The organism is Burkholderia orbicola, assembly GCF_900100915.1.
Classification (GTDB): Bacteria; Pseudomonadota; Gammaproteobacteria; order Burkholderiales; family Burkholderiaceae; genus Burkholderia; species Burkholderia orbicola.
In genome coordinates this window covers 628,252-651,108 of sequence record NZ_FNKW01000002.1, presented here as the reverse complement: position 1 = coordinate 651,108, position 22,857 = coordinate 628,252, and the positions used below count along the sequence as shown (strand labels likewise).

The 22,857-nt window shown below is 68.9% G+C and carries 19 protein-coding genes; 13 read left to right on the top strand and 6 right to left on the bottom strand.

The annotated features are described in order from the left end of the window. Nucleotides 1-330 precede the first annotated feature (330 nt). The 8 genes from BLS50_RS19780 (at nucleotide 331) to BLS50_RS19745 (ending at nucleotide 9,700) form a co-directional block, all read left to right on the top strand. The gene (locus BLS50_RS19780; protein WP_011547904.1) at nucleotides 331-1,275 is read left to right on the top strand and encodes a MurR/RpiR family transcriptional regulator; all 945 of its coding nucleotides are present in this window, start codon (nucleotides 331-333) and stop codon (nucleotides 1,273-1,275) included. Further along, entirely contained in the window at nucleotides 1,272-2,273 is a 1,002-nt protein-coding gene (locus BLS50_RS19775; protein ID WP_074803617.1) for an isoaspartyl peptidase/L-asparaginase family protein, read from the top strand. Before BLS50_RS19780 ends, BLS50_RS19775 begins: the two co-directional genes overlap by 4 nt. Nucleotides 2,274-2,299: 26 nt before the next feature. Further along, entirely contained in the window at nucleotides 2,300-4,213 is a 1,914-nt protein-coding gene (locus tag BLS50_RS19770; RefSeq protein WP_074803616.1) for a dipeptide ABC transporter ATP-binding protein, read from the top strand. A gap of 129 nt (nucleotides 4,214-4,342) precedes the next feature. Next, nucleotides 4,343-5,905 (top strand): glutathione ABC transporter substrate-binding protein GsiB, encoded by a 1,563-nt coding sequence (gene gsiB, locus BLS50_RS19765; RefSeq protein WP_027812375.1) that lies wholly within the window; start codon nucleotides 4,343-4,345, stop codon nucleotides 5,903-5,905. Nucleotides 5,906-5,972: 67 nt separating this feature from the next. Then, entirely contained in the window at nucleotides 5,973-6,893 is a 921-nt protein-coding gene (gene gsiC, locus BLS50_RS19760) for a glutathione ABC transporter permease GsiC (protein ID WP_074803613.1), read from the top strand. Between the two features lie 7 nt (nucleotides 6,894-6,900). Then, nucleotides 6,901-7,794: a glutathione ABC transporter permease GsiD gene (gsiD, locus tag BLS50_RS19755; RefSeq protein WP_011547899.1), complete on the top strand. Its 894-nt coding sequence runs from the start codon at nucleotides 6,901-6,903 to the stop codon at nucleotides 7,792-7,794. Further along, a complete protein-coding gene (locus BLS50_RS19750) occupies nucleotides 7,794-8,876 on the top strand; it encodes a DmpA family aminopeptidase (protein ID WP_074803611.1) in 1,083 nt (360 codons plus the stop codon). The genes gsiD and BLS50_RS19750 overlap by 1 nt, the downstream gene beginning before the upstream one ends. Continuing rightward, complete coding sequence (locus BLS50_RS19745) at nucleotides 8,873-9,700, top strand: M55 family metallopeptidase (protein WP_074803609.1); 828 nt, start codon at nucleotides 8,873-8,875, stop codon at nucleotides 9,698-9,700. Before BLS50_RS19750 ends, BLS50_RS19745 begins: the two co-directional genes overlap by 4 nt. Nucleotides 9,701-9,735: 35 nt before the next feature. On the opposite strand, the gene BLS50_RS19740 is transcribed toward BLS50_RS19745, so the two are convergent. Then, nucleotides 9,736-10,515 (bottom strand): alpha/beta fold hydrolase, encoded by a 780-nt coding sequence (locus BLS50_RS19740; protein ID WP_074803607.1) that lies wholly within the window; start codon nucleotides 10,513-10,515, stop codon nucleotides 9,736-9,738. Nucleotides 10,516-10,657: 142 nt separating this feature from the next. Between BLS50_RS19740 and BLS50_RS19735 the strand changes: the two genes are divergently transcribed. Next, nucleotides 10,658-11,437: an AraC family transcriptional regulator gene (locus tag BLS50_RS19735; RefSeq protein WP_074803605.1), complete on the top strand. Its 780-nt coding sequence runs from the start codon at nucleotides 10,658-10,660 to the stop codon at nucleotides 11,435-11,437. A 431-nt stretch (nucleotides 11,438-11,868) separates the two neighbouring features. Here BLS50_RS19735 and pcaG read toward each other — a convergent pair whose 3' ends face one another. The 3 genes from pcaG to BLS50_RS19720 form a co-directional block, all read right to left on the bottom strand. After that, nucleotides 11,869-12,462: a protocatechuate 3,4-dioxygenase subunit alpha gene (gene pcaG, locus BLS50_RS19730; RefSeq protein ID WP_027809337.1), complete on the bottom strand. Its 594-nt coding sequence runs from the start codon at nucleotides 12,460-12,462 to the stop codon at nucleotides 11,869-11,871. Nucleotides 12,463-12,465: 3 nt separating this feature from the next. Further along, nucleotides 12,466-13,173: a protocatechuate 3,4-dioxygenase subunit beta gene (gene pcaH / locus BLS50_RS19725; protein WP_006489685.1), complete on the bottom strand. Its 708-nt coding sequence runs from the start codon at nucleotides 13,171-13,173 to the stop codon at nucleotides 12,466-12,468. 277 nt (nucleotides 13,174-13,450) lie between these two features. Continuing rightward, nucleotides 13,451-14,026, bottom strand: a complete 576-nt coding sequence (locus tag BLS50_RS19720) for a YiiX/YebB-like N1pC/P60 family cysteine hydrolase (protein ID WP_074803602.1) — start codon at nucleotides 14,024-14,026, stop codon at nucleotides 13,451-13,453. Between the two features lie 120 nt (nucleotides 14,027-14,146). Between BLS50_RS19720 and BLS50_RS19715 the strand changes: the two genes are divergently transcribed. The 4 genes from BLS50_RS19715 (at nucleotide 14,147) to BLS50_RS19700 (ending at nucleotide 16,794) form a co-directional block, all read left to right on the top strand. After that, nucleotides 14,147-14,884, top strand: coding sequence for a helix-turn-helix domain-containing protein (locus BLS50_RS19715; protein WP_011547891.1), 738 nt, complete (start codon nucleotides 14,147-14,149; stop codon nucleotides 14,882-14,884). Nucleotides 14,885-14,961: 77 nt separating this feature from the next. Beyond that, nucleotides 14,962-15,948, top strand: a complete 987-nt coding sequence (gene pcaQ / locus BLS50_RS19710) for a pca operon transcription factor PcaQ (protein ID WP_027812368.1) — start codon at nucleotides 14,962-14,964, stop codon at nucleotides 15,946-15,948. Nucleotides 15,949-16,063: 115 nt separating this feature from the next. Further along, nucleotides 16,064-16,423, top strand: a complete 360-nt coding sequence (locus tag BLS50_RS19705; protein WP_074806537.1) for a type II toxin-antitoxin system RelE/ParE family toxin — start codon at nucleotides 16,064-16,066, stop codon at nucleotides 16,421-16,423. 74 nt (nucleotides 16,424-16,497) lie between these two features. Further along, entirely contained in the window at nucleotides 16,498-16,794 is a 297-nt protein-coding gene (locus BLS50_RS19700; RefSeq protein WP_006479223.1) for an XRE family transcriptional regulator, read from the top strand. A gap of 99 nt (nucleotides 16,795-16,893) precedes the next feature. Here the strand turns inward: BLS50_RS19700 and BLS50_RS19695 are convergent, their stop codons facing one another. Both BLS50_RS19695 and BLS50_RS19690 read right to left on the bottom strand, forming a co-directional pair. Further along, entirely contained in the window at nucleotides 16,894-18,168 is a 1,275-nt protein-coding gene (locus tag BLS50_RS19695; RefSeq protein ID WP_074803600.1) for an APC family permease, read from the bottom strand. A gap of 141 nt (nucleotides 18,169-18,309) precedes the next feature. Beyond that, entirely contained in the window at nucleotides 18,310-22,818 is a 4,509-nt protein-coding gene (locus tag BLS50_RS19690) for a DEAD/DEAH box helicase (protein WP_074803598.1), read from the bottom strand. Nucleotides 22,819-22,857 lie beyond the last annotated feature (39 nt).

The window sequence follows — 22,857 nt, the reverse complement described above, 5'->3', positions numbered from 1 at the left end:
GGTGTTCGAGCGAACATTTCGTCGTCATCGAATCGCAATGTTATCTGACGACTGATCATTTTCGAACATCCTATGTTCGAATGCGAATCCGGTCAACGTGAATCTGCATTCGAACGAACGTACCTGGGGTTTTCCCGATGAGCGGAGGCGATCGCTCGCGCGGCGGCGCAGGACGGCCGCCCGTCAAAGGCCCGTGCGACGGGGCCGGATGATCGCCAGGAGGGGCGACGCACGCCGGATGGGGCGTGACAACCCTGATGAAAATTTATTTCTTTTCGGGAATCGGATTGTGTAAATTCATTTTCATCGAACCTTGCAACAACCCTTCGCATGACGCCTCTCGTTCCGCCCGATGTCAGTCACGACGAACCTGCGATCGCCGAGCGGATCGCGTCGACGATGCCGTTGATGACGCCGATTCACCGGCGCATGGGCGAATTCGTGCTCGCGAACCCGTTTCGCGCGGCGACGATGCGGATCGACGAGCTCGCGCAGGCGGTGAATGCGTCGATCGCGACCGCGAACCGCTTCGCGAAGGCACTCGGTTTCGACGGCTATCCGGCGATGCGCGCGGCGCTCGTGCGCGGCTTCGAGGCCACGCTCGGACCGGTCGAACGGCTGCGTTCCGCGCAGGAGCAGGAGTCCGGCGTACGCGGCGCCGCATGGATCGACGCGGTGTTCGACCAGGCTGCCGCCAACATCGAGAACACGCGTGCGCAACTGGATGCGGCCGACGTCGAGGCGGCGGTCGAGGCGATCGTTGGCGCACGACGCGTGCTGATTCTCGGCGCCGGGTCGAGCGCATTTCTCGCCGGGCTGATGGAGCACGGGCTGTCGGTGTGCCACGACAACGTGCAATCGCTCGCGCTGCTGGGCGGCCCGTCGCATGCGGCGCGGCGCCTGTATACGGCCGACTCGCGCGATCTCGTGATCGCGCTCGCGTGTCCGCGCTACGTGAAGGACACGATCGAGCTGGCTCGCCGTGCGGCGGCGCGCGGCGCGCGCGTGCTCGGCATCACCGACGGCCCGCAATCGCCGCTCGCGCCGATCGCGTCGCTGAACCTGTACGTCAAGGCCGAGCGGCGTTTCGCGGCCACGTCGGAAGCCGCCGTGCTCACGATGATCGAGGCGCTGATCGATGCGGTCGCGCTGCGCACCCACCGGTCCGCGAAATCCGCCGCCGAGATGACCGAATTCCTGCTGCCGTGGCTCGTGCAGCCGCAAGCGGCGCTGCCGGCCGCCAACCCTTCTTCCGCTCGTCCGAAAAAATCATGACTTCATCCGCGATCGTCGCGATTCACGGCGGCGCAGGCACGATCCTGCGCGAAGCGATGGATACCGACACCGAACGTCGGTACCGCGCCGAACTCACCGCGATCCTGCAGGCCGCGCAACAGGTGCTGGCCGAGGGCGGCAGCGCGCTCGACGCCGTCACCGTCGCGGTGCGGATGCTCGAGGATTGCCCGCTGTTCAACGCCGGGCGCGGCGCCGTCTATACGGCCGAAGGCAAGCACGAACTCGATGCGGCGGTCATGGACGGCGCGACGCTCGGCGCCGGCGCGATCTGCTGCGCGACCCGCGTGCGCAACCCGGTGCTCGCCGCGCGGCGCGTGATGGAGGCGAGCGAGCACGTGCTGTTCGCCGGCGCGGGCGCCGATGCGTTCGCGGCCGCGCAGGGACTCGAACTGGCGGAACCCGGCTACTTCGACACCGAATCGCGGCATGCGCAGTGGGTGAAGGCGCGCGCGGCGGCCGGCATGATGCTCGACCACGACGCGGCCAGCTTCGCATTCGGCGCTGCCGCACAACCCGCCGCACAACCCGCCGAGCCGCTCGATCCGGACCGCAAGCACGGCACGGTCGGCGCGGTCGCGTGCGATCTGAACGGCCATATCGCGGCGGCGACGTCGACGGGCGGCATCACGAACAAGCAGCCGGGGCGCGTCGGCGATTCGCCGATCATCGGCGCCGGCTGCTATGCGGACGACGCGACTTGCGCGGTCTCCGCGACAGGCACCGGCGAGATGTTCATCCGGCTCGCGACCGCGCATGACGTGGCCGCGCAGATCGCGTATCGCGGCGCGTCGCTCGCCGACGCCGCGCACGACGTCGTGATGAACAAGCTGCCGCGCCTCGCGGGCCGCGGCGGGATCATCGCGGTCGACGCGCACGGCAACGTCGCGATGCCGTTCAACACCGAAGGGATGTATCGCGGCTACGCACGCGTCGGTGAAGCGCCGGTCGTCGGCATCTACCGCGACGATGCGGCCTGAATCCGGATCGCACGAGGAGATACGCCATGACTTCGAACCGTAACTCGTCGCCCCTGGCGCTGCCCGAGCAGCGCGTGGTGGCCGTCGACGACCTGTCGGTCACGTTCCGCCGCGAAGGCGCGACGTTCGACGCGGTGCGCAACGTGTCGTTTCACGTCGATCGCGGCGAGACGCTCGCGATCGTCGGCGAATCGGGCTCGGGCAAGTCGGTCACGTCGCTCGCGCTGATGCGGCTCGTCGAGCACGGCGGCGGCGAGATCACGAGCGGCCGGATCGCGTTCCGGCGCCGCGGCGGCGCGCTGGTCGATCTCGCGCGGGCGAGTGCCGCGACGATGCGCGGCATCCGCGGCGCGGACATCGCGATGATCTTCCAGGAGCCGATGACGTCGCTGAACCCGGTGTTCACCGTCGGCGACCAGATCAGCGAAGCGATCGCGCTGCACCAGTCGAAGGGCGCGGCCGAAGCCCGCGCGGAAGCGCTGCGGCTGCTCGATCTCGTGCGCATCCCCGAGGCGCGCCGCGTGTTCGCGCGCTATCCGCACCAGCTGTCGGGCGGGATGCGGCAGCGCGTGATGATCGCGATGGCGCTGTCGTGCCGGCCCGCGCTGCTGATCGCCGACGAGCCGACGACCGCGCTCGACGTGACGATCCAGGCGCAGATCCTGCAACTGGTGCGCGGGCTGCAGGACGAAATGAACATGGGCGTGATCTTCATCACGCACGACATGGGCGTGGTGGCCGAAGTGGCCGACCGCGTGCTCGTGATGTATCGCGGCGAGAAGGTCGAGGAGGGCGAGTCGGACCGCATTTTCGCGACGCCCGCGCATCGCTACACGCGGGCGCTGCTCGCGGCCGTGCCGCGGCTCGGCTCGATGCAGGGCACCGACGCGCCCGAGAAATTCCCGCTGCTGAAGGTGGACGGCACGCGCGCGACGGCCGCGGCTCCGACCACGGCGCCCGCCGCGAACGATGCGAACGATGCGCAGCCGCCCGTCGATCACGCCGCGCCGCCGATCCTGCGCGTGCGCGATCTCGTCACGCGCTTTCCGGTGAAGAGCGGCGTGTTCGGCCGCGTGTCGCAGTACGTGCATGCGGTCGAACGCGTGAGCTTCGAGCTGCGCGCGGGCGAGACGCTCGCGCTCGTCGGCGAATCGGGCTGCGGCAAGTCGACCACCGGCCGTTCGCTGTTGCGTCTCGTCGAATCGCAAAGCGGCTCGATCGAATTCGACGGCCGCGACATCAGCGCGCTGAAGGGTTCGGACCTGCAGGCGTTGCGCCGCAACATCCAGTTCATCTTCCAGGACCCGTTCGCGTCGCTGAACCCGCGCCTGACCGTCGGCTTCTCGATCATGGAGCCGCTGCTCGTGCACGGCGTCGCGAGCGGCAGCGAGGCGCAGGCGCGCGTCGACTGGCTGCTCGACAAGGTCGGCCTGCCGCCGGAGGCCGCGCGTCGCTATCCGCACGAATTCTCGGGCGGCCAGCGCCAGCGGATCGCGATCGCGCGTGCGCTTGCGCTGAATCCGAAGGTCGTGATCGCCGACGAATCGGTGTCGGCGCTCGACGTGTCGGTGCAGGCGCAGATCGTCAACCTGATGCTCGACCTGCAGCGCGAGCTCGGCGTCGCGTACCTGTTCATCTCGCACGACATGGCCGTCGTCGAGCGCATCAGCCATCGCGTCGCGGTGATGTATCTCGGTCAGATCGTCGAGATCGGCCCGCGCCGCGCGGTGTTCGAGGCGCCGCAGCATCCGTACACGAAGAAGCTGATGAGCGCGGTGCCGGTGGCCGACCCCGCGCGCCGGCATGCGCCGCGCCAGCTTGCCGCGGACGAGATTCCGAGCCCGATCCGCGCGGTCGGCGACGAGCCGGTCGTCGCGCCGCTCGTCGCGGTCGGCCCCGATCATTACGTCGCGACGCATCGCGTCGGCGGCGCGTATTGAACGCGCGGGAGGGTGCATATGGACCGAAGCTGCGCACGAGCAAGGCAACGGCGTCTTTTTCCCGAAAGGGTGCCGTCACGCCGCGATTTCCACCACGCGTTACCGAATCATCCACAGGAGCCCAACAAGATGAACAAGTCGTATTCGTTCCCGATGTTCCGTCCGCGCGCGCTGTTCGCCGCGGGGGCCGGCGCGCTCGCGTTGTCGGTCGCGGTGCCCGCGTTCGCGCAGCAGAATGTCGTGGTCGCCGTGTACTCGACGTTTACGACGATGGACCCGTACGACGCGAACGACACGGTGTCGCAGGCTGTCGTCAAGTCGTTCTACGAAGGCCTGTTCGGTTTCGACCGGAACATGAAGCTCGTCAACGTGCTGGCGACCAGCTATACGGCGTCGCCGGACGCGAAGGTGTACACGGTCAAACTGCGCCAGGGCGTGAAATTCCACGACGGCACCGACTTCAATGCCGCCGCGGTGAAGGCGAATTTCGACCGTGTGACCGATCCGGCGAACAAGCTGAAGCGGTACGGCCTGTTCCGGGTGATCGAGAAGACCGAAGTGGTCGATCCGAACACCGTGCGGTTCACGTTGCGCGAGCCGTTCTCGGCGTTCATCAACACGCTCGCACACCCGTCCGCGGTGATGATTTCGCCGGCCGCGCTGAAGAAGTGGGGGCGTGACGTGTCGCTGCATCCGGTCGGCACCGGCCCGTTCGAGTTCGTCGAATGGAAGCAGACCGACGACATGAAGGTGAAGAAATTCGCCGGCTACTGGAAGAAGGGGTATCCGAAGGTCGACGCGATCGACTGGAAACCGGTGGTCGACAACAACACGCGCGCCGCGCTGATCAAGACCGGCGAGGCCGATTTCGCGTTCACGATTCCGTTCGAGCAGGCGACCGATCTGAAGAGCAATCCGAAGGTGGACTTGATCGAGGCGCCGTCGATCATCCAGCGCTACATTTCGCTGAACACGCGGCAAAAGCCGTTCGATAACCCGAAGGTGCGCGAAGCGCTGAACTACGCGGTCAACAAGGATGCGCTCGCGAAGGTCGTGTTCGCCGGTTACGCGACGCCGCAGACGGGCGTGGCGCCGACGGGCGTCGAATACGCAACGAAACTCGGGCCCTGGCCGTATGACCCGGCGAAGGCGCGTGCGCTGCTGAAGGAGGCCGGCTATCCGAACGGCTTCGAATCGACGCTGTGGTCCGCCTACAATCACACGACGGCGCAGAAGGTGATCCAGTTCGTCCAGCAGCAGCTCGCGCAGGTCGGCGTGAAGGTGCAGGTGCAGGCGCTCGAGGCCGGCGAGCGCGTCGCCCGGGTGGAGAGCGCCCAGGATGCGGCGAAGGCGCCGGTGCGGATGTACTACAGCGGCTGGTCGGCGTCGACGGGCGAGGCGAACTGGGCCCTGTCGCCGCTGCTTGCGTCGGAGTCGGCGCCGCCGAAGCTGTACAACACGGCGTACTACAAGAACGGTCTGGTCGACGACGATCTCGCGCAGGCACTCTCCACGACCGATCGCGCGAAGAAGGCCAGCCTCTACGCCGATGCGCAGAAGCAGATCTGGGCCGACGCGCCGTGGATCTTCCTCGTGCAGGAGAAGATCGTCTACGCACGCAGCAAGCGCCTGCAGGGCATGTACGTGATGCCGGACGGCTCGTTCAACTTCGACGAAATCTCGCTGAAATGACGGCGGTTCACCCGCCACGCGGCGCCGGCGGCGCAATCCGCCGGCGCGTTGACCCGATCGGTGCCCCATGCTGAATTTTCTCGTCAAACGCCTGTTCGGCCTGCTGCCCACGCTCGCGATCGTCGCGGTGCTGGTATTCCTGTTCGTGCACCTGCTGCCCGGCGACCCGGCACGGCTCGCGGCCGGCCCCGAAGCCGACGACGCGACGGTCGCGCTCGTGCGTGCCGATCTCGGGCTCGACAAGCCGATGCCGACCCAGTTCGCGAGCTTCTTCGTGAAGATCGCGCACGGCGATTTCGGCATCTCGACGCGCAGCAAGCGGCCAGTGTCGACCGAGATCGGCGAGCGCTTCATGCCGACGCTGCTGCTCACGCTCGTCAGCATGGTGTGGGCGACGGCGATCGGGATGGCGATCGGGATCGCGTCGGCCGTGTGGCGCAATCGCTGGCCCGACCGACTCGGGATGACGATCGCGGTGTCGGGTATTTCGTTTCCCGCGTTCGCGCTCGGCATGCTGCTGATGGAGATCTTCTCGGTGAAGCTCGGCTGGCTGCCGGTCGTGCCGGACGGCACGTGGAAGAGCTACGTGCTGCCGTCGCTGACGCTCGGCGCCGCGGTCGCCGCCGTGATGGCGCGCTTCACGCGCGCGTCGTTCGTCGAGGTGCTGAACGAGGACTTCGTGCGCACCGCGCGCGCGAAGGGCGTGCATGAGCCGATGGTCGTGTTCAAGCATTGCCTGCGCAACGCGATGATTCCGGTCGTCACGATGATGGGGCTGCAGTTCGGCTTCCTGCTCGGCGGCTCGATTGTCGTCGAGGCCGTGTTCAACTGGCCGGGGCTCGGCCGCCTGCTGGTCGATGCGGTGACGATGCGCGACTACCCGGTGATCCAGGCGATCGTGCTGCTGTTCTCGCTGGAATTCATCCTGATCAACCTGACCGTCGACGTGCTGTACGCGGTCATCAACCCAACCATCCGGTTCAAGTGAGGCGCGCATGAACGCGACTGTCCAGCCCGCGGCGCCGGCCGCATCGACCGCGATCCGCACGCCGTGGCGCGAATTCTGGCGCAAGTTCCGCAAGCAGACCGTCGCGCTCGTCGCGGGCGGCTTCGTGCTCGCGCTCGTCGTGCTGGCGTTCGTCGGCCCGCACATCGTGCCGTTCGATCCGGAAAACTATTTCGACTACGACGCGCTCAACGCGGGGCCGTCGGCCGTGCACTGGTTCGGCGTCGATTCGCTCGGCCGTGACATCTTCAGCCGGATCGTCGCGGGCACCCGCATCTCGCTCGCGGCCGGCTTCTTCTCGGTGGCGCTCGGCGCGGTGATCGGCACGTTCTTCGGGCTGCTGGCCGGCTACTACGAAGGCTGGTGGGACCGCATCACGATGCGCATCGCCGACGTGCTGTTCGCGTTCCCCGGCATCCTCCTCGCGATCGGCGTGGTCGCGATCCTCGGCAACGGGATGGTCAACGTGATCTGCGCGGTCGCGATCTTCAGCATCCCGGCGTTCGCGCGGCTCGTGCGCGGCAACACGCTGGTGCTCAAGCACATGACCTACGTCGAGGCCGCGCGCAGCATCGGCGCGTCCGACTGGACGATCATCATGCGGCATATCCTGCCGGGCACCGTGTCGTCGGTCGTCGTCTACTTCACGATGCGGATCGGCACGTCGATCATCACCGCCGCGAGCCTGTCGTTCCTCGGGCTCGGCGCGCAGCCGCCGACGCCGGAGTGGGGCGCGATGCTCAACGAGGCGCGCGCGGACATGGTGACGGCGCCGCACATCGCGGTGTTCCCGAGCCTCGCGATCTTCCTGACCGTGCTCGCGTTCAACCTGCTCGGCGACGGCTTGCGCGACGCGCTCGACCCGAAGCTGGAGCGCCGTTGATGCGGGCTGCACCGATGTGGACGGCGACGCTGCCGGCCGGGCCGCGCGGCACGATCGCCGACGTGCCGGGCGTGACGGTCGGCCATTGCACGCTCGATGCCGGCAGCGTGCAGACCGGCGTGACCGTCGTGAAGCCGCATCCGGGCGACGTGTACCGCAGCAAGGTGCCGGCGGGGGCGGCCGTGATCAACGGGTTCGGCAAGAGCGTCGGGCTCGTGCAGGTCGACGAACTCGGCACGCTCGATACGCCGGTCGCGCTGACCAATACGTTCGGCGTCGGCGCGGTCGCCCAGGCGCAGATCCGCGCGGCGATCGCGGCGAATCCACGGATTGGCCGCGACTGGTCGACCGTCAATCCGCTCGTGTTCGAATGCAACGACGGTTACCTGAACGACATCCAGGCGTTCGCGGTCACCGCCGCGCACTATGACGACGCATGCCGCGCGGCGTCGCGCGACGTCGCACGGGGCGCGGTGGGCGCCGGGCGCGGGATGTCGTGCTTCGACCTGAAAGGCGGGATCGGTTCCGCGTCGCGCGTGGCCGTCGCGGCCGGCCGGCCCTATACGGTCGGTGCGCTCGTGCTCGCGAATTTCGGCCGGCTGCCGATGCTGACGCTCGGCGGCGTGCCGCTCGGGCGCATCGTCGCGCAACGGCGCGCGGCCGAAGCGGCCCGCGCGGCACCGCCCGAGCAGGGCTCCATCATCCTGTTGCTGGCCACCGATGCGCCGCTCGACGCGCGGCAACTGTCGCGGCTCGCGCGCCGCGCGGGGGCGGGGCTGGCCCGCACGGGGTCCGTCTACGGGCACGGCAGCGGCGACATCGCGCTCGCTTTCTCGACCGCCTACACGATCGCGCACGACGCATCGACGATCGCGCTGCCGGCCCTCGTGGCCGATGCGGCGCTCGATCCGCTGTTCATGGCCGCGGCCGAAAGCGTCGAGCACGCGATCGCCGACGCGTTGCTGCAGGCGGTGACGGTCGCCGGGCGCGACGGCCACGTGCGGCAAGCGCTGCGCGACGCGGTGCCCGATCTCGACCGGCTGTTCAACGAAGATAACGAAGGGCATCCGACCCAGTCATGAAGATTCTGATCTCGACCGACATCGAGGGCGTCGCCGGCGTATTCGCGACCGAGCAGACGCGCGCCGGCAATCCGGAATACGAACGCGCACGCCGCTGGATGACCGCCGAGGCGAACGCGGCGATCGAAGGCGCGTTCGCGGGCGGCGCGCAGGCCGTGTGGGTCAACGATTCGCATGGCGGCTATCGCAATCTGCTGCCCGACGGGCTCGACGCGCGGGCGCGCATCGTGCTCGGCAAGCCGCGCACGCTCGGAATGATGGCCGGCCTCGAACAGCAGCCCGATCTCGTGTTCATGATCGGCTATCACGCGAAATCGCAGACGCGCGGCGTGCTCGCGCACACGATCAACAGCTTTGCGTTCACGCAGGTGTGGCTGAATGGCGTCGAGCTCGGCGAAGCCGGGCTGTGTGGCGCGCTGGCGCGCGAATACGGTGCCCATGTCGCGCTCGCGACCGGCGACGACGTATTCGCCGAGGAAACGCAGCCGCTGTTTCCGGACGCGCGCTTCGAGACGGTCAAGACGGCCGGCGGCGCATCGAGCGGCGAGACGCTCACGCCGTCCGCGTCGTGCGCCCGGATCGCAACCGCGGCGCGAGAGACGGTCGCGCAGGCGCTGTCGTCCGGCCGGCGCGCGGGCGTCCATCGGCCCGCGCCGGCCGCCTGCACGCTGCGCGTACAGACGGCTGCGCTCGCCGACCTTTTCTGCGTGCTACCGTCGCTCGAGCGCGTCGATGCGGTGACGCTGCGCTTCGACGGGCCGTCGGTCGAGCACGTGGTGCGCACGCTGAACAGCCTGTCCGCGATGTCGTTCATGCTGCGGTGATGCGTGCCGCGACGATGCCGCCGGCGCGCGGCCGGTCAGCCGATCGCGACGGGGCGGGTCGTCGGGGCGAGCAGGAATGCTTCCATCGCCGCGACCAGCGCGAGCGGGGTTTCATTCATTGGATAATGGCCGGCATTGCGCAGCACGTCGACGCTGGCGAGCGGATAGCGCCGCAGGTAGGTGCGGGCCATCAGCGCCGCGTCGAACGCCGGATCGTGCTCGCCGATCAGTACCTTGACCGGATGGATGCCCGTGATCTCTTCGCTGAAATCCGTATCGGCCCACGCGCGGAAGTACGCGCCGAATGCCCGCGCCGACGAACAGGCTGCCGAATACGCGGCTTTCCACTCGATCCAGGCGGCGGGCAGCCGGTTACCGGTGCTGCGGTCGATGATGGTCCGGCGATCGGCGAGGTGGTTGGCGGCCCGCTCGAATAGCGCGCGTCGCGCGGCGTCGAACGGCAGGCCGCCGCACGGCACGGGTGCGATCGCCACCAGCGCGCGCACGCGGTCGGGCGCGATGGCTGCGATCTTCTCGATCGCCATGCCGCCCATCGAATGGCCGACGAGACTGAAGGTCGGAAAGCCGAGCGCGTCGGCGAGCGCGAGCGTATCGGCGGCGATCTCGTCGATCGTGTAGTTGCCGTGGGCGTCGCGCATACGGCCGTAACCTCGGTAGTCCATGAATACATAGCTGAAGTGCTCGCGCGACAGCCAGGCTTCGAGCGGTTCGAACGCGCGGGCGTCGCCGAACCAGCCGTGCAGCACGAGAACAGGGTGGGGGCCTTTCCCCACGCGATGAAACATATTGGGCATGTCCGCTCCGATGAGGTTGCCATCCGGCCGACCAGGCCGGCGGGTGTCGCGGCCGTGAGGTCGCGCAACGGTGGAGCGGATCGTAGATCGTTCGAAGGCGACCCGCCTTCGATATCGGGTCATTGATGATGGAATTCGGGCCGTGAGAAATACGCTGCTAGATCCCTACGAACACATTCCCCGGAGCGTGGTCGTGCTCGCCAACGACTTTGCGGCGGGCACGACGTTTCCGGATCACGCGCACGTGCGCGGGCAATTCGCATTCGCGTCGCGCGGCACGATCAGCGTGTCGACGCCGCACGGGCGTTGGCTGGTGCCGCCGCAGCGCGCGTGCTGGGTGCCGGCCGGCGTGCGGCACGAAATGACGATGACCGGGCCGGTCACGATGCTCAATGCGTTCGTGTCCGCCGACGCCGCGCAGGCGGCCGGGCTGCCGGCCCAGTGCGGCGTGTATGGCGTGTCGCCGCTGCTGCGGCAACTGCTCGACGATGCGATCGACCTGCCGGCCATGTACGACGTCGACGGTCGCGCGGGCAAGCTGATGGATCTGCTGGTCGCGGAAATCGCGACGATGCCGCGCCTGTCGCTGCATGCGCCGCTGCCGGCCGATGCGCGGCTGGCGAAGGTGTGCCGGCACCTGTTCGCGGCGCCGTCGATCGACGCCGATCTCGACCGGGTCGCGGCCGACGCAGGCGTGAGCCGCCGCACGTTCACGCGGCAGTTCCGCGCGCAGACGGGCGTGAGTTTTGCCGCCTGGCGCCAGCAGGTCTGCATGCTCGCGGCGATTGCCCGCCTGACCGACGGGCAGCCGGTGACGCGCGTGGCGCTCGATCTCGGCTACGCGAGCGCGAGTGCGTTCACGTCGGCGTTTCGCCGCATTCTCGGCGACACGCCGAGCCGCTATCTCGAGATTCGTCGCTAGCCGGACGCCGCCAAAAAATACGCGTCCGCCAACTTCGGCCAGACGCGTTTAAAGGCACTCTGTCTGAAAAAAATGCGCGGGCCGCTTCAGGGGCAGCGTCGCGCATGATGCATGTCATTGTTGCTTCGTCTGATTTAATCCTGTCAGCTCGTTGCAGATAACGAAGCATACGCCGCATAACGCGCAAACGATATCGTGTCGACCCGCCGATTGATGTGCTGTCGCAGCATGCGTTTCAATGGCGCGTTCGATATCGGGGCGGGAAGCCGATGACGACAGGCATCCGCAGCCCCGTTGGTCACGACGCAGTGCACCATCGAATGATGGCGGCGTCGTGCGCAAAAACGCCGTGTGGCGCGATGCCCGTCGGTATCGCGCCACACGGCGAAGCGGTTGCGCCCGAAGCCGTCAAGTGCCGGCGCGCGCGTGCGTCAAACGTCGAAGAACACGGTTTCTTCCGGCCCCTGCATGCGGATGTCGAAGCGGTAGACGACCGGCCGGCCCGGCTGCGCGTCGCGTTTCGCGACGAGCGTCGCGCGGCGCTCGGCCGGCACCGCGTTCAGCACGGGGTCGACCGCGTTCGCGGCGGCTTCGTCGTCGAAGTACACGCGTGTGAACGCATGGGTGAGAATGCCGCGCATCATCACGGTCACGTTGATGTGCGGCGCCTCGTCGGCGGCGACGCGGCCCGGCTTCACCGTCTCGACGACGAAGCGCTGCTGCGGGTCGGTGCCCGTGCCGACTCGCGCGAAGCCCGTGAAGCCGGATTTCGCGATGTCGTCGCGCGACGCGGGGTAGCGGCCCGCGCCATCCACCTGCGTGAATTCGAGCACCGCGTCGCCGACCACGTTGCCGTCGCCGTCGAACACCTGCCCGACCAGCAGCACATGCTCGCCCTCGGCGTGCGCTGCGGCAATCGTCGGCGTGAACAGGCTTTTCAGGTCGTAGTCGTATTGTTGCGGGCACAGGCCGTATGCAAAGTACGGGCCGACCGTCTGCGAAGGGGTTTGCTTCAGCGTCGTCATGGTTCAGCGCTCCATCGGGGTGGCGTCGCGGCCGCGCAGCACGATGTCGAATTCGTAGCCGAGCGCATAGCCTTCTTCGGTGATGTCCATCGAGAAGCGCGAGATCAGGCGATCGCGCGCGGCTTCCGGCGTGCCCTGGAAGATCGGGTCGTACGCGAGCAGCGGATCGCCGGGGAAGTACATCTGCGTGACGAGACGCGAGCCGAAATAATCGCCGAACAGCGAGAAGTGGATGTGATTCGGGCGCCACGCGTTCGGATGGTTGCCCCACGGATACGCGCCGGGCTTGATCGTCAGGAAGCGGTAGCGGCCTTCGTCGTCGGTCAGGCAGCGGCCCGCGCCGAGGAAGTTCGGGTCGAGCGGCGCGTCGTGCTGGTCGACCTTGTGCACGTAGCGGCCGGCCGCGTTGGCCTGCCACACCTCGACGAGCGTGTTGCGCACGGGCTTGCCGCCTTCGTCGAGCACGCGGCCGGTCACGACCATCCGCTCGCCGAGCGGCTCGCCGTTTTTCACGGCGTTTTTCGTCAGGTCGTGGTCGAGCGCGCCGAGATCTTCCGCGCCGTAGACGGGCGCGTACTGGTCGCGCAGTTTTTCCTTCAGCGGGATCAGCGGGCGGGTCGGGCCGCGCTTCACGGACGAACGGTACTCGGGGTGGACATAGGCCGGATGCGACGGCCAGTCGCGCGGCGTGAGGATCGTGGGGGAATCCATCGGGCGTCTCCTGGTAAGTATTGGGCGAGGTGGATGGCACGACTTTAGCCAATCCGGAAAGTTATGAAAAATGACCTTTTCTCGCGAATCGCATAACCATTCGTTATGTTCGTCCGGGCAATGAAAAAATCCGCCGGACAGGAAGCCTGTCCGGCGGAAAAAGCGATCGGGCTTCGCGTCGTCGGTGACGACCCCGTGCACGGCCCTCCAGCCAGCCCGTCGCTGTTTTTTGTCGTTTGTTCTCGTTGTTATCCGGTCTCCCCGAGCGCGCCCGTCGTCAGGGATGGCGGGGATCGAACACGATCCCGTCGAATTCGAGCGCCAGCGTGCCGCCGCGCAGCACGGCCGACGGTGTCGCCGCGTGGCCGGCACCGAGCACGTCGGTCACGTACTGCGCGCAGAAGCCGCGCCGCGCGCGCAGGTTGAAGCGACTGCCGAGCAGCGCGTCGATTCGCTGCTCGGCCAGCGCATGGATGCGGCGTTGCGCGTCGGCCGACGCTGCCGCGACGCGGCGCGCCAGCGCGATGCGTCCGCCGTCTGTACGGGCGACGAAGCGAGACAGCGGCGTGAGCTTCGTCCACGCGAACACCGTGGGCTCGGCGATCAGCGGTTCGTCGCCCGACGTATCGACGACGATGCCGAAGCGGTTGGCCCACGTGCCGGCCGACCCGGTCGCGCCGGCCGTGGCATCCGGTGCACCGGCCGGCACGCGGATGAACACGAGATCGCCGACGTGCGCGCCGGCGGCCAGCGTGCGCACGGTGGCGAGCGGCATCGTGCGATCGGTGTCGCGTGCATCGCGCGGTGCGGTGGAGTGCGGTTCGCAGGCGGCTGTGTCGATTCGGGTGGTCATTTCGGCTCCGTCGTTGCATGACAGGACGGAGCGGATTATGCAGACAAGTATCCAAAAGTGCTGATGGGGATGCGTGAGTAGCCTAATATCCGACCTCGAGCATCATTTTTTGATACCGACATGACCGAGACCGCCCAACTCATCGAGACGCTGAAGCGCCAGCTCAAGGCGCAGGGAATGACTTACCGGGACGTCGCGCGTGCGCTCGACGTCTCCGAGACGAGCGTGAAGCGGCTGTTCGCGAGCGGCCGCTTCACGCTGGAACGCGTCGCGGAGATCGCGCAGCTGCTCGGCTATACGCTCGCCGAGCTCGTGCAGGAAGCGTCGGCATCCGCGCCGCGCCTGCGCGTGCTGACCGAGCAGCAGGAGGCGTTGCTCGTGTCGGACGAGAAGCTGCTGCTGGTCGCCGTCTGCGCGATCAACTACTGGACCGTGCAGGACATCGTGGCGGCCTATCGGCTCACGCAGGCCGAATGCGTGAAATACCTGCTGATGCTCGACCGGATGAACGTGATCGCGCTGCTGCCCGGCGACCGGATTCGCGTGCGGGTCGCGCGCGATTTCGACTGGCTGCCGGGCGGGCCGATCCGCCGTTACTTCCACGCGCACGTGCTTGACGACTTTCTCGGCAGCCGCTTCGACGGCCCCGGCGAGACGATGACGTTCCTGCAAGGGATGCTGACGGACGCGGCCGCCGCGGAGCTCGAGCAGGAACTGCGGCGGCTCGCCAGCAAGGCGGCGGCGCTGCATGCGGAGTCGTCGTCCGCGCCGCTCGGGCAGAAGCACGGCACGGCCCTGCTGATCGCGAAACGGATCTGGGAGCCGACGGGATTCCACGCGCTGCGGCGCCACGGATGACGCCGCGTCGAACGCTTGGGCCTTTCCGGAAAGTTATGCAAAATGGCGATTCATCGTCATTCGCATAACCACCCGTTATGAATAACCGTATCGCCGACGGCCGCGTCAAATTCCGGCACCTGCAATGCTTTCTCGCGGTCGCGCAGCTGGGCGGCGTGCAGAAGGCGGCCGAAAGCCTGTCGATCACGCAACCGGCCGTGTCGAAGACGATCGCCGAGCTGGAGGCGATCCTCGGCGTGAAGCTGTTCGAGCGCGGCCGGCACGGCGCGCAGCCGACTCGCGAAGCGCAACTGTTCATGCCGCACGCGAATGCGTGCGTGCTGGCGCTGCGGCAGGGCGTCGGGCTGCTGGCGCGCGAGGGCGGGGCGGCAGCCGCGACGCTGGAAATCGGCATGCTGCCGACCGTCGCGGCCTCGCTCGCGCCGGCCTTGATGAAGGCGCTGACCGCACGCTGGCCGCGCATCGTCGTGCGGATCGCGACGGCCGCGAACGCCGAGTTGCTCGAGCGTCTGAAAGCCGGGGCGATCGAATGCGCGATCGGGCGGCTGTCGGAGCCGGAGCGGATGATCGGGCTCGCGTTCGAGCAGTTGTACAACGAGCCGCTCGTCGCGGTCGTGCGCGCCGGGCATCCGCTGCTTGCGAGCGCGGCGCCGGCCGCAGAGCTGGCGCGCTATCCGGTCGTGCTGCCGCCGTTCGGCACGCTGATCCGCCAGTCGGCCGAACAACTGCTCGGTGCATGCGGCGCGCCGCCGCTGGATTCGTTCATCGAGGTGCTGTCGGTATCGGTCGCGCGCGCGCTGGCGCTCGAGAACGACGCGGTCTGGTTCGTGCCGCTCTATGCCGCCGAATACGATCTGTCGGCCGGTGCGCTGGCGCGCCTGCCGCTGCCGGCGGCGGGCACCGACGAGCCGGTCGGGCTCGTGTTGCGTACCGATGCGCAGCCGTCGCCGGTTGCGCGCACGCTGATCGACGCGGTGCGCGACATCGCGCGGTCGCGGTTCGGCGAGGCGCGCCCGCACCGGGCGCCACGCGCGGCGCGCAAGCCTGCTCGCGGCAAGCGTTGATCCGTCGGGCCTGGGGCGATCTCTTTCGTTGCCACAGGATTGGCCATCCGGTCAGTAGCCGTCGTCGGGGTGCTTGGCATATCGTACCGTTTTTGATACGATGGACGACAAGACGATGGCGAGACAGCAGATTCAGGTCACGCTCGGCGTGCGGTTCTTCCGGACGGCCCGCGGCCACGAGCCGGTGCGCGAATGGCTCCATGCGCTCGGGCAAGCGGAGCGAAGGGCGATCGGCGAAGAGATCAAGACCGTTCAACTCGGCTGGCCGCTCGGCATGCCGCTGGTCCGGAAGATGGCGAAGGATCTGTGGGAGATCCGCGTGATGGTGCCGGGGCGAAGCGCGCGCGTGCTGTTCACGGTCGTCGGCGACACGATGGTGCTGCTGCACGGCTTCTTCAAGCAATCGCGGGCCACGCCGTCGGACGATCTCGACGTGACCGTCGCGCGCCTGAAAACGCTGACGCACGCCATCTGAATTCCCCGGTTGCGCCGGAACGCACCGTCTCCGACGGTCGGGCAGCCGGCAACGCCATGCACCTGGAGTACGACATGACGACCACGAACAATCCGTATATCGGCAGCGATTTCGACGCCTTCCTCGAAGCGGACGGCAATCTCGAAGCGGCCACCGCCACCGCGATCAAGCGCGTGATCGCGTGGCAGATCGGGCAGGAAATGAAGGCGCAGCACATCACCAAAACCGCGATGGCCGCGCGGATGAAAACCAGCCGCGCCGCACTCAACCGCCTGCTCGACGAAACCGACACGAGCCTCACGCTCGCGACGCTCGCGAGCGCGGCCGCCGCGCTCGGCAAACGGCTCAGCTTCGAGCTGGTGCCGGCCTGAGCGGCGCGAACGAACGGCGCGCGGCCGGACCGGCGTGATGGTGCGCGCGACGGGCACGGCGAGCGGGGTAGCGTCGTCGACCCGCGGGCGCTTGCCGGGTCATCGACGCGGGCCGGTGATTTGCAAATAAAGCAGTGCACCGCCCGCAAGTAGCAGCGGGCACAGGAAATACCAGCCGGTCGTCACGAACAGTCCGGCGACCGCAATCAGCGAAATCCACGCGCAGCGGTACGCGATGCCGCCGCGCGGCAGCAGCTTCAGCGCGGCTGCCGCGCCGAGCCCGTACACCATCACGAAACATCCGGACGTCACGAGCACGAGCGGCTTCGGCCCGACGTCCGACAGCGCCGTGGCGGCCAGCGCGACGGCCGCCAGCACCGCGATCACGCCGAGGCTGCGACGCGGCACGCCGCCGACCTGGCTGCCCTGCGCGAGCCACGCGGGCAACGCGCCGTCGCGTCCGAGCGCGGCGCCGAGCTTGGCTGCGCCGGCGAAATACGCGTTCATCGTGCCGAGCGTGAGCAGCAGCGCGGCGGCCGCCGCCAGCACCTGCGCATGGCCGCCGATGCCGCCCGCGATCAGTTCGGCGAGCGGCGCGCCCGAGGCGCCCGCGGAAGGCCCGAGCACCGTCACGCTCGCGGCCGCAACCGACAGATACAGGAACCCGACGACCACGACCGCGATGCCGGCCGAGCGCGGCATGTCGTGCGCAGGCCGGCGGAATTCGGCGGCGAGGTGCGTGATGGCTTCCCAGCCGGCGAAGCTCCACACGAGCAGCGCGGCGGCCTGGCCGACCGCGAGCCAGCCGTGCGGGGCGAACGGATGCAGGTTCGCGGCGCGCGCATGCGGCGCGGACGCAAGCACCGCGGCGAGCAGCAGCGCGACGAGCAGTGCTGACAACACGAGTTGCATGCGGCCCGACACGGTGACGCCGAATGCGTTCGCGGCCGATACGGTCGCGATCAGTGCGGCGGCGGTGACGATGACCGTCGTATGTCCGCCGCCCGTGACGGCCGCGACGTAGGCGCCGCCGAACATCGCGGCGGCCGGCGCGCCGGCCGGCACCGCGAAATAGAAGCACCAGCCGACGATGGCCGCAGCCTTCGGGCCGAATGCGCGCCTCGCGTAGGTCGACACGCCGCCCGCATCGGGATAGCGGGCGCCGAGTGCGGCGAAGGTGGCCGCGAGCGGCCCGGACAGCACGACGAGCGCGGCCCACGCGAGCAGCGAGGCGGGCCCGGCGACTTCGGCGGCGAGCGCGGGCAGCGCGATCACGCCGGTGCCGAGCACCGCGCCGATATAGAGTGCGGCGCCCTGGAAAATGGTCAGCGAACCCGCGTGATGGGCAGCGGGCGAATCGGCATGCGAAGGCATGAGCGGCAGTCTCCGGAAAGTGTTGTTTTGTGTGGGCGACGCGCGGAAGTTCGCGCGGTCGATCGTTCGATGCTACCCGAACGATGGTGCCCGCGCGGCCCAGCGATCAGTAGTCGGCTGCCGCTTGCGTGTCAGCCGATGTCAGCAGGAACGCGCAAGCCGCAGACGTGCGTCCTCGCGCGCGGCGGGCGGCAGGTCGGGCGCGTAGTGGAACGTACCCGATACCAGCGATGCGACGGGCACGCCGTCGCGAAACAGCACGCGATTGCCGGCCAGCGCCGGCACCTTGTCGCCGGGCAGCAGCGTGCCGGCGAGATTCAATGGGTCGGCGCCCGTCACGCATACGTATTGTCCGTCGCCCGGTTGCCGCCGCAGTTCGCGCAGGATCGGGATGGCCTCGGGCAGTGCGAACTGCTCGCCCGCGAGCCCGGCGACGAAGCGTCCGCCGCGAATCTCGCCGCGTGCTTCGAGGCGTTGCAGCACGCGCACGAGTTCGCGCCAGCTCGGCAGCCAGTCGGCTTCGCGTTCGAGCAGTCGCCAGAACACGACGCCGTAGCGGCGCAACAGCGTCCACACGATATGTTCGAGCGCGTCGGGATCGGTCGTGGCGAGGCCGCGTTTCGGCGTGGGCGCGTCATCGTCGAGCGGTGCCTGACGCTGCACGAGCGCCCAGCGCCCTGCGTCGTCCATCCCGCCGATCAGCGCGCCGCCGCGCCGCGTGCGAGGCGCATAGGTCGCGCTGCGCTTGACGGCCGGCTTCAGCAGCGCGCGCAGGCCCGCGTAGCTGTCCGCATTCACGAGGCCGGCAGACACGAGTTCGCCGAGCGCCTGTTCGAGCTCGATGGGCAGCATGTGCAGATCGTCGAGCAGCGCATCGAAGAACATCGCGCCGTGCGCGGCGAGCGCGTCACGCACTTGCGTGGCGCGCGCGGACAGTGCCGGTTGCGCATCAGGGTCACGCAACGCCTGCCATGCGGAAAGATGGCGGCGCGGCAACAGCACGATCGGCGTCGTCTTCACGGGTGTGCCGGCCGCGCGCGCCGGCGCGCCGATGCGGGTCCACACCAGCTTGCCCGAGCGGCACAGCTCGTCGAGGCCGCCCGCCGTGTAGTCGGTGAGCCGCGCGGGCAGCAGCGCGTCTTCCCACGCGCTCGCCGCAGCCTCGTAGCCTTCGAGCTGTTCGACCACGGCTGCCAGCGCGTCGCGGCTGGTGCCGCGCGTGTCGGGTGTCAGGTGCTGCCAGTGGAACAGGAAGCGCATGAAATCGGCGCGTTCGACCGGCTCGATCTCGCGGCGCAGCCGCTTCACCGTATAGCGATGAATGCGCGCGAGCAGATGGCGTTCGCACCATTCGTCGGTCGTCGCGCCCGGCGTGAAGCGGCCGCGCATCACGTAGCCTTCGCGCTCCAGCGCGGCGAGCGCCGTCGCGATCGACGCGGGCGGCAGGCCGAGCGGCGCGGCGATCGCATCGAGCGTGAGCGGACCGAAGCCGGTGAGCCGCGCACGGATCACGTCGACGAGCGCCGCATCGGCTTCCCATGGCTCCGCGCATGCGGCCGGCACCTTGAGCGCGGGTGTCGCGCGCGCGTCCGGATGCAGCGCCCGCAGGCAGACGAGCCGCTCGACCGGCACCCACAGCGCGGCGCCGCCCGGCGTCGCGAGTTTCGTCGCGCGGCGGCGTTCCGCGAGTTCCGCGAGTCGCTCGGGCCAGCCTGCGTGCGCGTGCGCCTCGTCGTCGGCGACGCAGGCGAGAGTGAGCAGCGCATCGTGCATCTCGTCGGCATCGCGCACGAGCGGCCACGCTTCGTCGCGCACCGCGTCGATCGCGTCGGCGTCGAGCGCACCGAGGTCATCGGCCGATTCGGGATCGCTCCAGCGGCGCGACTGCACGGCCTGCGTGCGGCGCTCCTCGAGCGGCGCATCGTCGAGGAACGCGTAGGGCTTCGCGTTCAGGATCTCGGCCGCGAGCGGCGACGGCGCGGGCAAGTCGCGTGCGACGAGCTCGATCGCGCCGCTTTCGATCCGGCGCAGCAGCGCGAGCCAGCCGTCGGTGTCCATCGCGTCGTGCAGGCAATCGTCGAGTGTCTGGTCGACGAGCGGGTGATGCGGAATCTCGCGTTCGCCGACGATGTTCTCGAGGCATGCGACCTGGTCGGGAAACACCGTCGCGAGCAGATCGTCGCTCTTCATCCGCTGCAGTTGCGGTGCGGTGCGCCGGCCGCCGGTGAAACGCGGCAGCGCGAGCGCGGTGGTCGCGTTCCAGCGCCAGCGCACGCCGAACATCGGCGCATCGAGCAGCGCCTGGATCAGCACGTGTTCGGCGCTGGTCGAACGCAGGTAGCGCCACACCTCGTCGAGCGCGAAGCTGTGCGCGAGCGACAGCGACAGGATGATCGCGTCGTCGGTTGCAGCGGCCTGCAATTCGAAGTTGAAGTTGCGACAGAAGCGCTTGCGCAGCGCGAGCCCCCATGCGCGGTTGATGCGGCTGCCGAACGGCGAATGGATCACGAGCTGCGTGCCGCCCGATTCGTCGAAGAACCGCTCCATCACGAGCGTGTCCTGCGTCGGCAATGCGCCGAGCGCGGCGCGGGTGCGGGCGAGGTAGTCGGCGATCTGGCGCGCGGCGTCGGGCGACAGGTGGAGATCGTCGACGAGCCAGCGCAACGCGGGCGCGAGGCGGCTTTCGGTGGGGGCGAGCGCGGTGCCGCCGGGCGCGTAGTCGGGCGAGGCGGGCGGCGCGTCAGTTTCGGCGGCCGCTTGTCGGGATTTGCCGCGGGAGGGCGTCTTGCCGGCCTCGGTGACGTTCGCGTGCTTCGCCGTGTCGGTCCGCGCCTGCCGGTCGCCGTCCGCGAACAGCCCGTCGAGCCGCGCACGCAGCCGGCCGACCGCCGCCGACAGTTCATCGCTGCGCCCCAGCCCCTCGCCGAGCCAGAACGGAATGCTCGGCGATTGACCCTGCGCATCCTCGACGCGCACGCGGCCCGTTTCCACGCGAATGATCCGGTACGACTGGTTGCCGAGCTGGAACACGTCGCCGGCCAGGCTCTCGATCGCGAAATCCTCGTTGACGGTGCCGACCTGGATGCCCTGCGGTTCGAGCAGCACCGCGTAGTCGGCCATGTCGGGGATCGTGCCGCCGGAAGTGGTCGCGGTCATCATCGCGTTGCGGCGGCCACGCACGGTGCCGCCGACCACGTCGCGGTGCAGGTACGCGCCGCGCACGCCGCGCCGGCTCGTGAACCCCTCGGCGAGCATCTTCATCACTTCGTCGAAGCGCTCGCGCGCGAGCCGCGCATACGGCGCGGCGCGCGTGAAGCTCGCATACAACGCGTCTTCCTGCCATTCCGCGCACGCGACTTCGGCGACGATCTGCTGCGCGAGCACGTCGAGCGGCGCCTCGGGAATCCGCAGCGCATCGAGTTCGCCGCGCTGCACGCAATCGAGCAGCGCCGCGCATTCGACCAGCTCGTCGCGCGACAGCGGAAAGAGCCGCCCCTTCGGCACGCCGCCGACGTGGTGCCCCGAGCGCCCGACACGCTGCAGGAGCGGCGCGATGCCGCGCGGCGAGCCGACCTGGCAGACGAGATCGACGTCGCCGATGTCGATGCCGAGTTCGAGCGACGCGGTCGCGACGAGCAGCTTCAGTTCGCCGCGCTTCAGGCGCTGCTCGGCGTCGAAGCGGTGCTCTTTCGCGAGACTGCCGTGATGCGCGGCGATCGCGTCCTTGCCGAGCCGGTCGGCGAGATGGCGCGCCATGCGCTCGGCGGTACGCCGCGTGTTGACGAACACCAGCGTCGTGCGATGCGCGGCCGCGAGCCCGGCGATGCGGTCGTACACCTGTTCCCACACGTCGGTGGCCATGACCGGTTCGAGCGGCACGTTCGGCAGTTCGAGCGCGAGGTCGCGCTCGCGCGTGTGGCCGGTGTCGACGATCGCGCAATCGCGCGGCGCGTCGGCCGGCCCGCCGACGAGGAAGCGCGCGACCGCGTCGATCGGCTTTTGCGTGGCCGACAGCCCGATGCGCGGCAGCGCGCGCCCGGCCAGCGCGTCGAGGCGTTCGAGCGACAGCGCGAGATGGCTGCCGCGCTTGGACGACGCCAGCGCATGGATTTCGTCGACGATGACCGAGCGCACGTTCGACAGCATCTGCCGCCCCGACGTGGACGACAGCAGCACGTACAGCGATTCGGGTGTCGTGACGAGGATGTGCGGCGCGCGCTTGCGCAGCGCGGCGCGCTCGGCCTGCGTCGTATCGCCGGTGCGCACCGCGGTGCGGATCGCCGGCACCGGCAGGCCGAGCTGCGCGAGCGATTCGGCGATGCCGGCGAGCGGCGCGTCGAGGTTCACGTGGATGTCGTTCGACAGCGCCTTCAGCGGCGACACGTAGACGACCAGCGTCGCATCGGGCAGCGTGCCGTCGTGCGCGAGCGCATCGCGCACCAGATCGTCGAGCGCGCACAGGAACGCGGTGAGCGTCTTGCCGGAGCCGGTCGGCGCGGCCACGAGCGTCGACCGGCCGGCCTTGATGTGCGGCCACGCGAGCGCCTGCGCGCCGGTCGGCGCGGCGAACGTGCGTGTGAACCACGCGGCGACGGCCGGGTGGAACACGTCGAGCGCACGGGCGGCAGGGCGGGTAGCTGTGACGTCCATCGGAGCGTTGAAATAGGGTGCGAGCGGGGTGCGAGCGCG

Bases quoted from the DNA above. Each gene is read 5' to 3' on its own strand.
- gsiB (WP_027812375.1), top strand. From the start codon at position 4,343: ATGAACAAGTCGTATTCGTTCCCGATGTTCCGTCCGCGCGCGCTGTTC.
- gsiD (WP_011547899.1), top strand. From the start codon at position 6,901: ATGAACGCGACTGTCCAGCCCGCGGCGCCGGCCGCATCGACCGCGATC.
- BLS50_RS19690 (WP_074803598.1), bottom strand. From the start codon at position 22,818: ATGGACGTCACAGCTACCCGCCCTGCCGCCCGTGCGCTCGACGTGTTC.
- pcaG (WP_027809337.1), bottom strand. From the start codon at position 12,462: ATGACGACGCTGAAGCAAACCCCTTCGCAGACGGTCGGCCCGTACTTT.
- BLS50_RS19700 (WP_006479223.1), top strand. From the start codon at position 16,498: ATGACGACCACGAACAATCCGTATATCGGCAGCGATTTCGACGCCTTC.
- BLS50_RS19720 (WP_074803602.1), bottom strand. From the start codon at position 14,026: ATGACCACCCGAATCGACACAGCCGCCTGCGAACCGCACTCCACCGCA.
- BLS50_RS19740 (WP_074803607.1), bottom strand. From the start codon at position 10,515: ATGCCCAATATGTTTCATCGCGTGGGGAAAGGCCCCCACCCTGTTCTC.
- BLS50_RS19745 (WP_074803609.1), top strand. From the start codon at position 8,873: ATGAAGATTCTGATCTCGACCGACATCGAGGGCGTCGCCGGCGTATTC.
- pcaH (WP_006489685.1), bottom strand. From the start codon at position 13,173: ATGGATTCCCCCACGATCCTCACGCCGCGCGACTGGCCGTCGCATCCG.
- BLS50_RS19775 (WP_074803617.1), top strand. From the start codon at position 1,272: ATGACTTCATCCGCGATCGTCGCGATTCACGGCGGCGCAGGCACGATC.
- BLS50_RS19750 (WP_074803611.1), top strand. From the start codon at position 7,794: ATGCGGGCTGCACCGATGTGGACGGCGACGCTGCCGGCCGGGCCGCGC.
- BLS50_RS19770 (WP_074803616.1), top strand. From the start codon at position 2,300: ATGACTTCGAACCGTAACTCGTCGCCCCTGGCGCTGCCCGAGCAGCGC.
- pcaQ (WP_027812368.1), top strand. From the start codon at position 14,962: ATGAATAACCGTATCGCCGACGGCCGCGTCAAATTCCGGCACCTGCAA.
- BLS50_RS19695 (WP_074803600.1), bottom strand. From the start codon at position 18,168: ATGCCTTCGCATGCCGATTCGCCCGCTGCCCATCACGCGGGTTCGCTG.
- BLS50_RS19715 (WP_011547891.1), top strand. From the start codon at position 14,147: ATGACCGAGACCGCCCAACTCATCGAGACGCTGAAGCGCCAGCTCAAG.
- BLS50_RS19780 (WP_011547904.1), top strand. From the start codon at position 331: ATGACGCCTCTCGTTCCGCCCGATGTCAGTCACGACGAACCTGCGATC.
- BLS50_RS19705 (WP_074806537.1), top strand. From the start codon at position 16,064: ATGGCGAGACAGCAGATTCAGGTCACGCTCGGCGTGCGGTTCTTCCGG.
- gsiC (WP_074803613.1), top strand. From the start codon at position 5,973: ATGCTGAATTTTCTCGTCAAACGCCTGTTCGGCCTGCTGCCCACGCTC.